Genomic DNA, 16,036 nt, shown 5'->3' with positions numbered 1-16,036 from the left:
AATGCAAGAAGTTGCTGACGCACTGCGTCTTGACACTGAACTTTCCGCTGATAGTGCAGCGTATATTGAAGAGCTTTACGAGCAGTACCTGTCTTCTCCAACCTCAGTCGGTGAGGATTGGCAACAATATTTCGATAAATTCCCTAAAGGTGATCAGCCCCACGGTAACATTCGTGAGCAATTCTTATTATTAGGTCGTAACTCTAATCGTGTTCAACCTGTTGTACAAGGTGAAGTCAGTACTGAACATGAACGCCGCCAAATTGGCGTGTTGCAACTGATTGCTGCGTATCGTAATCGTGGACATCAAAAAGCAAAACTTGATCCTTTAGGTTTGGCAAAACGTGAAGACGTTCCAGATTTGGATCTTGCAGTGCATGGTTTAACCAAGTCAGATTTAGATACTGTATTTAATGCAGGTAATCTTGCGATTGGTAAAACTGAAGCAACTTTAGGTGAAATGGTTGAAGCGATGGAAGCAACATATTGTGCTTCTATTGGTGCAGAATATATGCACATTGTTGATACCAAAGAAAAGCGTTGGATTCAACAACGTCTTGAAGGTGCACGTGGTCAATTCGGTTTCTCTGCTGAACAAAAGAAACATGTTCTTGAGCGTTTAACTGCTGCTGAAGGTCTTGAAAAATACCTTGGTAATAAATACGTTGGTGCTAAACGTTTTGGTGTTGAAGGTGGTGAATCTTTCATTCCTATGGTCAATGAACTGATTCAACGTGCAGGTTCTGTGGGTTGTAAAGAAGTTGTTATTGGGATGCCACACCGTGGTCGTTTAAACCTTCTTGTCAATATCATGGGTAAAAACCCAGCTGACCTGTTTGGTGAGTTTGAAGGTAAGGCACTTAATAAGAAAGGTTCTGGTGACGTTAAATATCACCAAGGTTTCTCATCAAACGTCATGACTCCAGGTGGCGAAGTTCACTTGGCATTGGCATTTAACCCATCACACTTAGAAATCGTTGGACCTGTAGTTGAAGGTTCTGTACGCGCTCGTCAAGTACGTCGTAAAGACATCGGTGGTGATGATGTATTACCAATCATCGTTCACGGTGATGCTGCATTTGCAGGTCAAGGTGTCAACCAAGAAACCTTCCAAATGTCACAAACTCGTGGTTACACAGTGGGTGGTACGGTTCATATCGTTGTAAACAACCAAGTCGGTTTTACAACGTCTGATCCACGTGATGCGCGTTCTACAGAATACTGTACTGACATTGCAAAAATGATCCAAGCGCCTATCTTCCATGTGAATGGTGATGATCCTGAGTCTGTATTGTTTATTGCTCAATTAGCACATGATTTCCGTCATACATTCCGTAAAGACGTTGTAATCGATATGTTCTGTTATCGTCGTCGTGGTCATAACGAAGCGGATGAGCCAGCAGCAACACAACCAATGATGTATCAAGTGATCAATAAAAAAGCGACGACTCGTACGCTTTATGCAGATCAATTGGTACAAGAAAAAGTATTGGATCGTGCTGCAGCGGATGCGATGGTTGAACAATACCGTGCTGATCTAGAAGCAGGTAAACATGTTGCCAATGCACTTGTCTTAGAACCAAACAAAAAAATGTTTGTCGATTGGACGCCTTACCTAGGCCATGATTATACAGATGAATGGGATACACGTTTCCCGATCGAGCGTTTAAAAGAGCTTGGTCAAAAAATGCGTCAATTGCCTGAAGGCTTTGTGATGCAACGTCAAGTTCAAAAAGTCATTGATGATCGTTTGAAAATGCAAACAGGTGAAATGCCATTGAACTGGGGTGCTGCTGAAACTTTAGCTTATGCATCTTTACTTGATGATGGTTTCCTTGTGCGTTTAACAGGTGAAGACGTAGGTCGTGGTACATTCTCGCACCGTCATGCGAAACTGCATAACCAAGTAGATGGTTCGGTTTACATTCCACTTTGTCATATCAAAGAAAACCAACCACGTACTGCAATTTATGACTCATTATTGTCAGAATTAGCTGTACTTGCATTTGAATATGGTTATGCAACGACTTTGCCAAAAAGCTTAATCGTTTGGGAAGCGCAATTTGGTGACTTCGCAAACTGTGCGCAAATGGTGATTGACCAATTCATCGCTTCTGGTGAAACCAAATGGGAGCGTGTGTGTGGTTTAACCATGTTGCTTCCACACGGTTTTGAAGGTCAAGGTCCAGAGCATTCATCTGCACGTTTAGAACGTTATCTACAGCTTTGTGCTGAAGAAAATATGCAAGTGATCACACCGACTACACCTGCACAGATTTATCATGTTTTACGTCGTCAAGCGATTCGTCCTTTACGTAAACCATTGATCGTGATGTCACCTAAATCTTTACTTCGTCATAAACTTGCAACATCAACTTTAGATGAGCTTGCAAATGGTACTTTCCAAACTGTGATTGATGAAGTAGATAACATCAACAAAGCAGATGTAACACGTCTCGTATTGTGTGGTGGTAAGGTTTATTACGATTTACTTGAAAAACGTCGTGAACAAAATCTGAATATTGCAATTGTACGTGTAGAACAATTGTATCCATACCCAGAACAACGCATTGCTGAAGTTCTTGCAACTTATCCAAACATTAAAGAACTTGTTTGGTGTCAAGAAGAACCGAAAAACCAAGGCGCTTGGTTGTTCATTGCTCCTCGTTTATACGAAGGCGTAATCAACTCTGGTAAACAAATTCGTATTAGCTACGCAGGACGAGAGGCTTCAGCTGCACCTGCATGTGGCTCACCATACTTGCACGCAAAACAACAAGCTCAGCTCGTACTTGATGCACTTGCAATCGTAGCTGATCAATCAGGAGAATCTAAATAATGGCAACCGAAATTAAAGCACCGGTGTTCCCAGAGTCAGTTGCTGACGGAACAATTGCGACTTGGCATAAGCAACCAGGTGAAGCAGTATCACGTGATGAAGTGATTTGTGATATTGAAACGGATAAAGTTGTTTTAGAAGTTGTTGCTCCTGCCGATGGTTCTATTTCTGCAATCATCAAAAATGAAGGTGATACAGTTCTTTCAGCTGAAGTAATTGCAACGTTTGAAGAAGGTGCTGTTTCTGGTGCTGCGCAAACTCAAGCTGTGCAATCAGAAGAGAAAGTTGAGCAAGCTGCTGCACAAACTCAAGCAGGTAATGCGCCTGTGGTTGAGCGTGCACAAGTTGCTGACCAAGCACCTGCTGTACGTAAAGCATTGTCTGAAACAGGTATCGCTGCATCTGACGTAGAAGGTACTGGTCGTGGTGGTCGCATCACTAAAGAAGATGTCGCAAATCATCAAGCTAAACCAGCAGCTGCTTCTGTAACACCATTAAGTGTTGCCGTAGGTGAGCGTATCGAAAAACGTGTTCCGATGACTCGTCTTCGTAAGCGTGTTGCTGAGCGTCTACTTGCTGCAACTCAGCAAACTGCAATGTTAACTACATTCAACGAAGTGAACATGAAGCCAATCATGGAAATGCGTGCTCAATATAAAGACGCATTTGAAAAACGTCACGGCGCACGTCTTGGCTTTATGTCTTTCTTTGTGAAAGCATGTACTGAAGCATTAAAACGCTATCCAGCAGTAAATGCATCTATCGATGGCGATGATATTGTTTATCACGGTTTCTATGACATCGGTGTGGCAGTGTCTTCTGATCGTGGTTTAGTGGTTCCTGTACTTCGTGATACAGACCGTATGAACTATGCTGAAGTTGAAAATGGTATCCGTGGATTTGCTGGTAAAGCACGTGATGGTAAACTTTCGATTGAAGATATGACGGGTGGTACTTTTACTATTACCAATGGTGGTACTTTCGGTTCATTACTTTCAACACCTATTTTGAACCAACCTCAAACTGCTATCTTGGGTATGCATAAAATCCAAGACCGTCCTATGGCAGTGAATGGTCAAGTTGAAATTCTTCCAATGATGTATTTAGCACTTTCTTATGACCATCGTTTAATTGATGGTAAAGAAGCTGTAGGTTTCCTTGTAACAGTAAAAGAGTTGCTTGAAGAGCCAGCTAAACTGATCCTTGACCTTTAATTCTTTAGAATAACAACACGAGCTTAGGGCGATCCTCTAAGCTCGTTTTTGGAGATAAGCATGTCTCAATTTGATTTAGTGGTAATCGGCGGTGGACCAGGTGGTTATGAAGCAGCGATTCGTGCTGCACAGCTTGGTTTCAAAGTTGCGTGTATCGAAAAACGTGTACACAAAGGTAAACCATCTTTAGGTGGTACTTGCTTAAACGTAGGTTGTATCCCTTCTAAAGCACTTTTAGATTCTTCACATCACTATGAAGACACACTTCATGGCTTAGATGTGCATGGGATTTCTGTTGAAAATGTTCAACTTGATCTTCAAAAGCTTCTTGCACGTAAAGACAAAGTTGTTGATAACTTAACGGGTGGTGTTGCTCAATTATTAAAAGGCAATGGCATCGAGTGGTTACAAGGGACTGGTAAATTACTTGCAGGTAAAAAAGTTGAATTTACACCATTAGATGGTGGTGAAGTTCAAGTTTTAGAACCTAAATTCGTCATTCTTGCGACGGGTTCTGTACCTGTAAATATTCCTGTAGCTAAAGTTGATGAAGACCTTATCGTAGATTCAACTGGCGCATTAGAATTCCAAGAAGTGCCTAAACGTTTGGGTGTAATTGGTGCAGGTGTAATCGGTCTTGAATTGGGTTCAGTATGGCGTCGTCTAGGTTCTGAAGTTGTTGTGTTTGAAGCATTAGATGCATTCTTACCAATGGCGGACAAAGCTTTAGCAAAAGACTACCAAAAACTGTTGACTAAACAAGGTTTAGACATCCGTGTAGGCGCTAAAGTTGCGGGTACGGAAATCAATGGTCGTGAAGTGACTGTTCAATATACTCAAGGCGGTGAAGACAAAACTCAAACTTTCGATAAATTGATTGTTTGTGTAGGTCGTAAAGCTTATGCTGAAGGTTTATTGGCTGAAGATTCAGGCATTAAATTGACTGAACGTGGCTTGGTTGAAGTCAATGATTGGTGTGCGACATCTGTAGATGGCGTATATGCAATTGGTGACTTGGTACGTGGTCCAATGCTTGCACATAAAGCAATGGAAGAAGGCGTAATGGCAGTTGAACGTATGCACGGTCATGCTGCACAAGTAAACTATGACACCATCATTTCTGTGATTTATACACATCCTGAAGCGGCTTGGGTGGGTTTAACTGAAGAGCAAGCAGTTGCTAAAGGTCATGAAGTTAAAACTGGTCAATTCCCATTTGCAGTGAATGGTCGTGCTTTAGCAGCGAATGAATCTGCAGGTTTCGTGAAGTTTGTTGCAGATGCAAAAACTGACCGTTTATTGGGTATGCACATCATTGGTCCTGGTGCTTCAGACATCGTTCACCAAGGTATGATTGCGCTTGAGTTTGTATCTTCTGTGGAAGATCTTCAATTGATGACATTTGGTCACCCAACGTACTCTGAAGTGGTACATGAAGCTGCACTTGCAGTGGATGGACGTGCGATTCACGCGATTCAGCGTAAACGCAAATAAAAAAAAAGAGCGGTTTCGACCGCTCTTTTTACTTTTGATGGTTGTTTTTAAGTGAATAATCATCTATTAATAAAAGAACAAATTTTAATAAATGCCAATGTTTAATGCGATGGAAGTTTAAATATTGGTGGTAATAACAACGTGAAAAGTAGTAAAAGGTAAAAAATGAATCTACATGAATATCAATCGAAAACGCTGTTAAAAAAATATGGTATGCCAGTGCAAGAAGGCATCTTAATTACAAGCCCTGAAGAAGCATCAAAAGCATTTGAACAAATTGATGGCAAATTTGCTGTCATGAAAGCACAAGTCCATGCAGGTGGTCGTGGTAAAGCAGGTGGTGTAAAAGTTGTAAAATCTGCCGAAGAAGCGGCAGACTATGCTAAAAGTTTATTGGGTACAAATTTAGTTACCTATCAAACAGATGCCAATGGTCAACCTGTAAATAGCGTTTTAGTTTGTGAAGATGTTTATCCTGTAGAACGTGAATTATATTTAGGCGCAGTGGTTGATCGTTCAAGTCGTCGTGTAACGTTTATGGCATCGACTGAAGGTGGTGTGGAAATTGAAAAAGTTGCCGAAGAAACACCTGAAAAAATATTTAAAATTGAAGTAGATCCATTGGTGGGTTTATTACCCTTCCAAGCGCGTGAAGTGGCATTTAAATTGGGTTTAAAAGACAAACAAGTGAGCCAATTTGTGACCATTATGACAGGTGCTTACCAAGCCTTTATTGATAATGACTTTGCTTTGTTTGAAATCAATCCACTTTCAGTACGTGAAAATGGTGAAATTCTTTGTGTCGATGCAAAAATTGGCATTGACTCAAATGCGCTGTATCGTTTACCTGAAATCGCAGCAATGCGTGATAAATCTCAGGAAAATGAGCGTGAGTTGAAAGCATCTGAATTTGATCTGAACTATGTTGCACTCGAAGGTAATATCGGTTGTATGGTGAATGGTGCAGGTCTAGCGATGGCAACCATGGATATTATTAAATTGTATGGTGGTCAGCCTGCAAACTTCTTAGACGTTGGTGGTGGTGCGACCAAAGACCGTGTCATTGAAGCATTTAAAATTATTCTTTCAGATACATCTGTTCAAGCTGTGTTGATTAATATTTTTGGTGGAATAGTACGTTGTGACATGATTGCTGAAGCAATTATTGCAGCAGTTCAAGAAGTAAATGTGACTGTGCCTGTAGTTGTTCGCTTGGAAGGGAATAACGCAGAGTTAGGTGCAAAATTACTTGATGAATCGGGTTTAAAATTAATTTCTGCGACAGGCCTTGCCGATGCTGCAGAAAAAGTTGTTGCTGCAGTGAAAGCGTAAGGAGTATCAATCATGAGCGTATTAGTAAATAAAGACACCAAAGTATTGGTACAAGGTTTCACAGGTAAAAATGGAACATTTCATTCTGAGCAGTCGATTGCGTATGGCACAAAAGTAGTCGGCGGGGTAACGCCGGGTAAAGGTGGGACAACTCACTTAAACTTACCTGTTTTCAATACAATGAATGAAGCAGTGAAAGAAACAGGTGCAACAGCAACCTCAATCTATGTCCCTGCACCATTTGTATTAGATTCAATTGTTGAATCGATTGATGCCGGTTTGGAGTTGATCGTTGTCATTACCGAAGGTGTACCGACTTTAGACATGCTAAAAGCAAAACGTTATCTTGAAACATATGGCAACAATGCACGCTTAATTGGTCCTAACTGTCCAGGGATCATCACTCCGGGTGAATGTAAAATTGGAATTATGCCAGGACATATTCACCAAGCAGGTAAAATTGGGGTGATTTCACGTTCAGGTACATTGACTTACGAAGCGGTTGCACAAACAACGAAACTTGGTCTAGGTCAATCGACATGTATTGGAATTGGTGGTGATCCAATTCCAGGTATGAACCAAATTGATTGTTTAAAATTGTTCCAAGAAGACCCACAAACTGAAGCAATCATTATGATTGGTGAAATTGGTGGAACTGCGGAAGAAGAAGCCGCTGAATATATCAAATCAAATGTAACAAAGCCTGTTGTGGGGTATATTGCAGGTGTGACTGCTCCGAAAGGGAAGCGTATGGGGCATGCAGGTGCAATTATTTCAGGTGGTAAAGGTACAGCTGAGGAGAAGTTTGCAGCATTTGAAAAAGCGGGTATGGCATATACACGTAGCCCTGCCGAACTTGGTTCAACCATGTTGCAATTATTAAAAGACAAAGGTTTAGCTTAATCCAAAAATAATTTGGATGTTTAAAAATAAACCTTAGAGAGGAGAGGGCATAATGCTCTCTCTTTTTTATAGAAAACTGATTAAAAAATACATCTAGATTTTTCAAGAATGTTATAGTTTGAAAAGAATAACAAACTAGTTTTATTGGTTATGGGTGGCGCATGAACCTAAAAATATTATGCAGTATCTTGTTGATGTGTATAGGATACGATACATATGCCGATATTACTCTAACCCCTTCAAATAAACGGCTCGAAAATAATTCTTCAGTTAAACCTAAGCCATTCTATAAATATGATTTTTTTAAACAATTGAAACAAAAAAGAACGCAAATGACTGATCTAGAAACTGCAACGAACATTGCCAATGCTGATTTAAATCAGGAACAAAAGAAATTAGCAGAAGAACATGAACAGGGGTTAAAGAAATACTCGGTTTTAAGTAATCAATTTTATGAAGATGAGTATTTTAAAATTTTTAATTACACTGCATTTACTACGGATGATTTTAAAAATCGGGTGAGTGCAGGGCAGTCTGTGCAACAAGAGGTACAAGGTTTAAATATTTCAGTAGGTTATGGTATGGAGTTTAAAATAAATAAAAATAATCGTTTAGGTTATGAATATTTGTCTAGTTTTCCTTATGATCGAGGACAGATGGTGCGCTTATATTGGGTCAAAGCTTTATAAAATCCCTATTGCTACCTGTAGAATAGGTGGTTGAAATGAGGATCTCTAGGAAAATATAGAATATTAACCTTTGACTAAACCGCCATCTGCGATTAAATTTTGCCCTGTTAGTGCTCTAGACCAAGGTAATAAGAAAAATAAAATGACATCTGCAAATTGTTCGGGCGTTGTGACTTCCTTCAGTGGTTTTAAATCAGCAATTAAGTCAAAGACAAAGTTTGGTGTTGTGCCGCTTACATCAGTTTTTCTGAGTAAAGCACCTGAAAGTATATTGACATTAATCCCATATTGCCCCAAATCCTGTGCGGTGGTACGTGTATGCCAATAGGGCTGCTTTTGCTGTAGTGTAGTCATGATAAGGCACGACAGGGTTTTGCACGAGATTTGTTCCTATATTCACAATACAGCCAAAATGGTCTTTTTTCATATCATCTAAAGCGGCCTGTGTGGTATTTAACGTTGCTTTTAATGCGATTTCAATTTGTTGTTGCATGCTTTGCCAGCGCAGAGTTTCAACTTTGGATCTTTCATCTCCATTAAATTGGAAATTTAACAAAGCATTGTTGATCACAGAAGTAATTGCTTGCCCGAAATGGCGGTTGGTTTATGCAAACATATTGTGCACCTGTTCAGGATCAGTCACATCTGATTCATAAATAAAAAACGTGCTGAGGAAATTCTTGGCTTAATTTGAATGCTACTTTCTGTACTTTTCTAATAATTTACGACAACACGCATGCCTTATGCTAATAAACTATGGGTGGTGGCTAAACTAAGTCCACGTGTGCACCACCTGTGACCAAAACAATCTGATCGCAAATTTTCATAAGGGCTCTCTTTGAAAGAAAATAATAGATAACATCATACGGGATTTTAAAGCCAATATTGAGTGGGAAACTTGATCTTAAAAAACTAAGCAAATATCAACTCAAAGCCTGAAATGTGAAAAAATAATGTGCATTTTTCTACAAGATAAAACGTGATATTCAGTGGCTCTACATAACTTCACGTTATTTTGTCATGAGACAAAATAAATTAAGTGAGAAAAGTGATGATCAAGCAAATGATAGTGGTTGGATTACTTGGTGTATCTTTGACAGGATGTATTGTTGCACCATATGATGATGGTGGACGTCATCATTCAGGTTATGACCGAGATCGTACACATTGGAATAGTGATCGTGATCGTTCAAAATGGGACAGAGATCGTCCGAACCGAGCGCATGAAAATCATTTTCCAAATCATAGAGATGGATATAATCATCGTTAAATGAGAAAGATTTTACAGGCTGGGCTGTGATGCTCTGCTTTTTATACCTCATTTTTTTGGAATAGACCTGCTTGAACCACGCCTGCTTTACTTTGTTTAATTAACTGCCAATGTGCGGGTAGCTTTAAAGTATTTAAAGCTCGATCTGCTTCAACATAAATCATTGCTTTGGGGGCAAGTAAGATATCGACTTTTTCAGCAAGTTCGGTCCACAGATCTAAACTATAAGGTGGATCGAGAAACACCAAATCAAATTTTTCATCCAAACTCGCCATGGCTTGTTGTGCTGTTTGGGCTTTGATCTGGCAGTTTTCAGCTTTTAAAAGATGAATGTTTTCTTTTAAAAACTTTACTTGTTGTAAATTGGGTTCAACCATAATGACATGTCGAGCACCACGAGACAGTGCTTCAAAGCTTAAGGCACCTGAACCTGCACAGAGATCAAGCACTTTTGCATTTTGAATATCCCACATCAACCAGTTAAACAAAGTTTCGCGTACACGATCGGGTGTAGGGCGTAAACCGTCGATGTCAGCAAATGGTAAAACTCGACGTTTCCATTCACCCCCAATAATTCGAAGTTGATTTTTTACTTTAGTCACTGAGTTCTGTTCCATGTTGTTCAGGTGCAGGTCGAGCCTGATGGGTATGGGGTTGACGAGAATGTGTAGTCGCTTGACCTGAGGTTGTATTTGGCACGGCATTTGGATCTGCAGATAATGCAACATCACCACTTGGTAATTCACCAGGTTTAATCCCTGCCGTCATTAGACCTCCACTGATTTGATGATTGAGAGGGACAATTGGTTTTTTATTGCGTGTGAGTAACCAATAGTCGAATACAGGGCGTGCAAGTTGTGCAGCAGAACCACCGTGACGACCATTTTCCCAAATCACTGCAATCGCAATTTCAGGATTTTCTGCAGGTGCAAAACCAACAAATAAACCATGGTCAAGTTGTCGCTCAGTTAATAATGCTTCATTATAACGTTTTCCTTGCGCAATACTTTTGACCTGCGCTGTCCCTGTTTTACCTGCAATTTGATACATTGGTGTACGAATACCACGCCCCGTACCTGATTGAATTACGTCTACCATAGCATCACGCATTTTTACCCAGTCGGCATCCGTACCACTAAAATTGATTTTACCTGTAGGTGCATTGAGGACTTTATGTACTTTTGCACCTTTAGACTCACGTAATACATGGGGAATAACATGGGCACCATGGTTTGCAGTAATTGCTGTTGCCATTGCTAATTGCAACGGCGTTGCGGTAAATGCACCTTGACCGATACTCACAGAAATAGTTTCACCTTTGAGCCATTTGGTTTTACGTGTACGCATTTTCCATTCAGGGCTTGGATATAGACCTGTACTTTCACTCGGGAGATCAACGCCAGTTTTTTCACCAAAGCCAAATTGACGCATCCATGCATTCATCTTATCAATACCCATTTGATGGGCAAGAATATAAAAATAAGTATCACAAGAGACCACGATCGATTTGTGCATATTGACACTACCATGACCTGTTTTTTTCCAGTCACGGAACTTATGCGAATCGCCAGGTAAATGGAAATAACCAGGGTCAGAAATTGCAGTTGACCAATCTACAGTTTTATAGTGAATACCACCTAAAGCTTCCATAGGTTTAATGGTAGAGCCGGGTGGATAGCTTCCTTGTACAGCACGGTTATAAAGCGGTTGGTCTAAATTATCACGTAAAGCACTATAGTCTGTGTGTCCAATGCCTGTGACGAATAGATTTGGATTAAAACTTGGGCTAGAGACTAATGCTAAAATTTCACCCGTGCGTGGATCAATTGCAACAATTGCACCACGGCGACCTGCGAGTTGTTCAGCGGCGACAGTTTGTAAGCCATAATCTAAGGATAAAAATAAATCATTACCACGCGTTGATTCTTTACGACCTAAATGACGTAAGACATTACCATGAGCATCTGCTTCAATGGATTCATAACCAGGGCTACCATGGAGTAAATCTTCATAAGATTTTTCAACCCCAATTTTACCGATTAAGTTGGTTCCGGCATAACTGTCTTTATCAATTTCTTTGAGTTCTTTATCGTTAATACGTCCTACATAACCGATCACATGTGCAAATAATTCACCATGTGGATAATAACGTGTCATTTGCGTTTCAATATCGACACCAGGAAACTGAAACTTGACTTCACTGAATCGTGCAATATCGGTTTCAGTGAGGTTTAGCTTGAGTGTGACACGTTCGGTTTTCTTTGATGTTTTAATTCGGCTTGAAAAACGCTCAATATCCTCTTCGTTTAAATTTAGAATGGGAGTGAGGCGTTTAACCGTATCATCAATATCTTCAACATCAGATTTACTTAGTGTTGCTGTAAAAACAGGATAATTATCGGCAAGTAAAATACCATTGCGGTCATAAATATAACCACGTGCAGGCGCAATGGGTTGTAAGCGAATACGGTTTTTATCGGAAGCTTCACTAAATTCTTGGTGATGAAAAATTTGCAAATACGCATAACGTGAGACAAGTAATAGAAGAAAAAATGAAACAATGCCAATAGAAAAGAAAATGCGGCTTCGGAAGATGCGTTTTTCTTGTTGAACATTCTTTAAGGGAAACTGCTGTTTCATATAGACATCGACTTACTTGGCAAATAGGGGGGCAGAGTGCGGGCAGCTATTTTACCTTAGAATTAGGTAGAGAATGGTAATAATCGTTTTGAAACTACATAAAAATCTGTAAAAATGCATCTCTTCATTCAGATCGAACACAATATTTTAGTTGTCCGCTGTTGACCCTAGCGACACTAAATTTCTAGTGTTTTGTATATGAGTTGATTCATAATTCTGTTAAAGTCAGAAAAATATGGAAGATCTGGTTTGACCTCAGATTAGGGACAATGGAGAAAATAATGAAAAAAAGCTTTCCCTTAATATTATTATTAGGATTAGGGAATGTGACCCATGCAGCATGGCAAGATTACTTACCAGAAGCAAAATTACAAAATACAGATGCTGCAACATTTAATGTTGGTGCAGGTCTGACGCAAAAAATTGCTCATTTTAATGGTGAATGGGTAAATCCATACGGAATCGCCTATGCGAAAGTCGGTGCTTTTGTAAACAATGACCATGAATTTGCTGGGCAAGTCGGTTTTCGTTATCCTGCATTTTTAAATGGGGTGGACAAAAATGGCTTTTATGTCGGTGTTTATGGTGGTTCATTAAAAAGTAAAAAAGTTGATAATAAAGATGAGATTCAATATGGCGCAGGTGTAGACTTAGCTTATGTTTTATTGAATAAAGAACGCATCAGTACATTTAGTGTTGGTGTGGGCGCTGGAAGTGAAATACATGACAGTCGTGGCAAAATGATTGAAGAAACCAGACCACAACTGCAATTTGCTTATACTTTAAGTTTTGGGCTTTAAGTTTATATGTCGCCGTTTAGACCGCAAATAGAAATAAATATGAGAGTCATGCATGTTGGAATACGTTAGCGATTTGTGGCACACTTTTTTTAGTCGACCTGATCATCTTGCAATATTAAGTATTGTACCAGTGACAGCTTTTGTGACTTGGATCCATGTGTGGATGGCACTAAAAATGGTGTTTTACCCAATCAAGTTTTGGGGTTTTCATATAGGTCCTCTGCCTGTGGGTTGGCAAGGGATTGTGCCTCGTAAAGCGGGACGTATTTCAGGTATTATTACAGATAACACCTTATCTAAATTAGGTTCGCTCAATGAGTTTTTAAATGCCATGGAACCTGAAGACATGGCACGTATCATTGGTGAACAAGTGGGTTTTGAACTCGAACATCTCATTGATGAAGTGATGATGGATCGTAATGCTGTACTTTGGGAAAACTTACCGTATTCCATTAAGCGCCGTATTTATGCGCAAGCACACCAACAAATGCCTGAGATCTTAAAAGGGTTGGTGACAGAGTTAACCATGAATGTTGAGTCATTGGTGAACATGAAAGAAATGGTTGTACGCCAGATGGAAGGTGACCGCCGTTTAATGGTACGTATGTTCTTAAAAGTGGGTCAAAAAGAAATTAACTTTATTTGGCATATTAGTGCACTCATTGGAACATTCTTTGGTATATTCCAAATGGCGGTTTATATCTTAATTCCTGATCATCGCACTGTGCCCATATTTGCCGCGATTTGGGGCTTTTTAACCAACTGGATTGCTATTTGGATGGTCTTTAATCCAGTTTATCCACATTATGTGCGTTATCCTCAATTTTTTGAACGTACAAAAGATCGAAAATTTCCATGGATTAAACCCGTTATTCCACGTATTGGTACATATAATGTACAAGGCGCATTCATGAAACGTCAAGATGAGGTTTCGGATGTTTTCGCAAGTGTTGTGACAGAAGATTTGATTACGTTAAAATCGATCATGACCGAAATGATGTATGGACCAAAAAAAGACAAGACACGCCGTATTATTAAGCGCCATGTAAATAGTATTATGGAAACGCCATTAATACGAACTGCATTACAACTTTCTATTGGTCCGTCGGAATATGCTAAACTAAAAACAGACTTGATTGATCGTTCCATTGAAATTACGATGGTGCCTGTAAGCGACCCAGTCTTTAATGCGAGCCGTGCACAGAAAATCTTTCAAATGTTTCGAGAGCGTATCCGTGAACTGACACCAACAGAGTTCCAAAATCTATTACGTCCTGCTTTTAGGGAAGACGAATGGCTTTTGATTGTATTGGGTGGGGTCACTGGATTTTTGGCAGGTCTAATCCATTTGTTTGTTGCTTTCTTATAAATAGATGCCAGTGCTCCTCACTAGATGAGGACACCAAGGTATTATACATATTGTTTTAAAAGAGGATGTTTTTTATGCGCATTATCCTACTCGGACCACCTGGAGCAGGCAAAGGTACTCAAGCTCAGTTGATCTGTAAGCGCTACAATATCCCACAAATTTCAACCGGTGATATGCTCCGTGCTGCAATTCGTGAAGGTACTGAATTAGGTCTTAAAGCTAAAAGTGTGATGGAGTCTGGTGGTTTAGTATCAGATGAACTCATCATTGGTTTAGTAAAAGAACGTATTGCACAGCCAGACTGTGTTAATGGCTGTATCTTTGATGGTTTCCCACGTACGATTCCGCAAGCTGAAGCTTTGGAAAAAGAAGGCATTGCAATTGATCACGTGATTGAAATCGATGTGCCTGACGAAGAAATTGTAAAACGCCTTTCTGGTCGTCGTCAGCATGCGGCTTCTGGTCGTGTTTACCATACGATTTACAATCCACCAAAAGTGGAAGGTAAAGATGATGAAACGGGTGAAGACCTTATTCAACGTCCAGATGACCAAGAAGATACGATTCGTAAACGTTTAGGATCTTATCATACAGAAACTGAACAACTTGTTGGTTTCTATCAAGGTCGTGCTGCTTCAGGTGAAAATGCACCAACTTATGACAAGTTAGATGGTTTACGTGAGATCGAAGTTGTTCAGAAAGATTTATTTGCAATTTTAGATAAATAAAACCATTGATCAAAGTTGTTAAAACTTTGACAAAAAAAGAGTCCTGATTCATATTAGGGCTCTTTTTTTATGGCTAAGGAATATATTTTGATCAAAATTGCATTAATTGCCTTGGTTATTTTAAGTGTCGTGGTGGTGTTGAGTTTATTGATGATCAGTTTCAAACTTTTGCGTAAAACACAAAAAGAGGAACTTGCAGAACGTCGTGAAATGCGTAAATCAGGCGATTACCAAATGCATCCTCAAGTGGCTGAAGAGTGGAAAAGACTAGAACAAATGAAAAAAGATTTGGAAAATAAAAATAAATAATCGCTTTGGAGTTTCATGAAGATACAAGCGCTATGCTTATCATTAAGTTTGTTGTTAATGGCGTGTAGTCAAGAGATTGAGATTACACCGAACGTTTTGCCTCATGCTATCGTGGGGCAAGATTACGATGCGAAAATTGAGATTGAAAAAGTGACCTTGATCGATGGTTTATTTGTGGATACCTCTATTCCTATAAATTCTGGATTAAAGATTTATACAGGAATGGGACAGCGCCCTTATCATGATCATGTAATTAAAATCAAAGGCATACCCACTCAACTAGGGACATATCGAGTTGTTTTAGAAGGAGAAACTCGAAATGCGTATGGTGGGAATATTCATTTTCGTAAAGAATATACACTCGTGGTTGCGGACTAAATCAATAATAATAAATGATATTCATTTTATTCTCATGGCTTTGTGTTTAGTGCACAGTTTTATGTTTAACA

14 protein-coding genes and 1 pseudogene are annotated in these 16,036 nt (G+C 39.6%); 12 read left to right on the top strand and 3 right to left on the bottom strand.

The window, feature by feature from the left end; translation table 11 throughout:
• The first annotated feature begins 1 nt into the window (after window position 1).
• From G0028_RS13805 to G0028_RS13780, 6 genes are all read left to right on the top strand, one after another.
• Window positions 2-2,839, top strand: coding sequence for a 2-oxoglutarate dehydrogenase E1 component (locus tag G0028_RS13805; protein WP_130074649.1), 2,838 nt, complete (start codon window positions 2-4; stop codon window positions 2,837-2,839).
• The gene (gene odhB, locus G0028_RS13800; protein WP_130074650.1) at window positions 2,839-4,053 is read left to right on the top strand and encodes a 2-oxoglutarate dehydrogenase complex dihydrolipoyllysine-residue succinyltransferase; all 1,215 of its coding nucleotides are present in this window, start codon (window positions 2,839-2,841) and stop codon (window positions 4,051-4,053) included. Before G0028_RS13805 ends, odhB begins: the two co-directional genes overlap by 1 nt.
• Window positions 4,054-4,113: 60 nt before the next feature.
• Window positions 4,114-5,547, top strand: coding sequence for a dihydrolipoyl dehydrogenase (gene lpdA / locus G0028_RS13795; RefSeq protein WP_130074651.1), 1,434 nt, complete (start codon window positions 4,114-4,116; stop codon window positions 5,545-5,547).
• Window positions 5,548-5,712: 165 nt separating this feature from the next.
• Window positions 5,713-6,879: an ADP-forming succinate--CoA ligase subunit beta gene (sucC, locus tag G0028_RS13790; RefSeq protein ID WP_180045694.1), complete on the top strand. Its 1,167-nt coding sequence runs from the start codon at window positions 5,713-5,715 to the stop codon at window positions 6,877-6,879.
• A gap of 12 nt (window positions 6,880-6,891) precedes the next feature.
• Window positions 6,892-7,782 (top strand): succinate--CoA ligase subunit alpha, encoded by an 891-nt coding sequence (gene sucD / locus G0028_RS13785; RefSeq protein WP_180045693.1) that lies wholly within the window; start codon window positions 6,892-6,894, stop codon window positions 7,780-7,782.
• A gap of 332 nt (window positions 7,783-8,114) precedes the next feature.
• On the top strand, window positions 8,115-8,471 hold the full coding sequence (locus tag G0028_RS13780) for a hypothetical protein (RefSeq protein WP_180045692.1): 357 nt from the start codon (window positions 8,115-8,117) through the stop codon (window positions 8,469-8,471).
• Between the two features lie 63 nt (window positions 8,472-8,534).
• Here the strand turns inward: G0028_RS13780 and G0028_RS13775 are convergent.
• A pseudogene (locus G0028_RS13775) lies at window positions 8,535-9,298 on the bottom strand (3-oxoacyl-ACP reductase).
• A 224-nt stretch (window positions 9,299-9,522) separates the two neighbouring features.
• Here G0028_RS13775 and G0028_RS13770 point away from each other — a divergent pair.
• The gene (locus tag G0028_RS13770) at window positions 9,523-9,741 is read left to right on the top strand and encodes a hypothetical protein (RefSeq protein ID WP_180045691.1); all 219 of its coding nucleotides are present in this window, start codon (window positions 9,523-9,525) and stop codon (window positions 9,739-9,741) included.
• Window positions 9,742-9,782: 41 nt separating this feature from the next.
• On the opposite strand, the gene rsmD is transcribed toward G0028_RS13770, so the two are convergent.
• Together rsmD and mrdA are read right to left on the bottom strand one after the other, a co-directional pair.
• Entirely contained in the window at window positions 9,783-10,343 is a 561-nt protein-coding gene (gene rsmD / locus G0028_RS13765) for a 16S rRNA (guanine(966)-N(2))-methyltransferase RsmD (RefSeq protein ID WP_265088096.1), read from the bottom strand.
• Window positions 10,336-12,381, bottom strand: a complete 2,046-nt coding sequence (gene mrdA, locus G0028_RS13760; protein WP_180045690.1) for a penicillin-binding protein 2 — start codon at window positions 12,379-12,381, stop codon at window positions 10,336-10,338. The genes rsmD and mrdA overlap by 8 nt, the downstream gene beginning before the upstream one ends.
• A gap of 281 nt (window positions 12,382-12,662) precedes the next feature.
• On the opposite strand from mrdA, the gene G0028_RS13755 reads away from it, so the two are divergent.
• The 5 genes from G0028_RS13755 (at window position 12,663) to G0028_RS13735 (ending at window position 15,965) form a co-directional block, all read left to right on the top strand.
• Complete coding sequence (locus G0028_RS13755; protein WP_130074658.1) at window positions 12,663-13,181, top strand: hypothetical protein; 519 nt, start codon at window positions 12,663-12,665, stop codon at window positions 13,179-13,181.
• A gap of 52 nt (window positions 13,182-13,233) precedes the next feature.
• Window positions 13,234-14,550 (top strand): hypothetical protein, encoded by a 1,317-nt coding sequence (locus G0028_RS13750; protein WP_174492189.1) that lies wholly within the window; start codon window positions 13,234-13,236, stop codon window positions 14,548-14,550.
• 74 nt (window positions 14,551-14,624) lie between these two features.
• Window positions 14,625-15,278, top strand: a complete 654-nt coding sequence (adk, locus tag G0028_RS13745) for an adenylate kinase (RefSeq protein WP_217431183.1) — start codon at window positions 14,625-14,627, stop codon at window positions 15,276-15,278.
• A 90-nt stretch (window positions 15,279-15,368) separates the two neighbouring features.
• Window positions 15,369-15,587: a hypothetical protein gene (locus G0028_RS13740; protein ID WP_174493563.1), complete on the top strand. Its 219-nt coding sequence runs from the start codon at window positions 15,369-15,371 to the stop codon at window positions 15,585-15,587.
• A gap of 15 nt (window positions 15,588-15,602) precedes the next feature.
• Entirely contained in the window at window positions 15,603-15,965 is a 363-nt protein-coding gene (locus tag G0028_RS13735) for a hypothetical protein (RefSeq protein ID WP_227554729.1), read from the top strand.
• Window positions 15,966-16,036 lie beyond the last annotated feature (71 nt).

Source organism: Acinetobacter piscicola (assembly GCF_015218165.1).
Classification (GTDB): Bacteria; Pseudomonadota; Gammaproteobacteria; order Pseudomonadales; family Moraxellaceae; genus Acinetobacter; species Acinetobacter piscicola_A.
The sequence above is the reverse complement of the archived record's forward strand: the minus strand, read 5'-3'. Positions and strand labels throughout refer to the sequence as shown.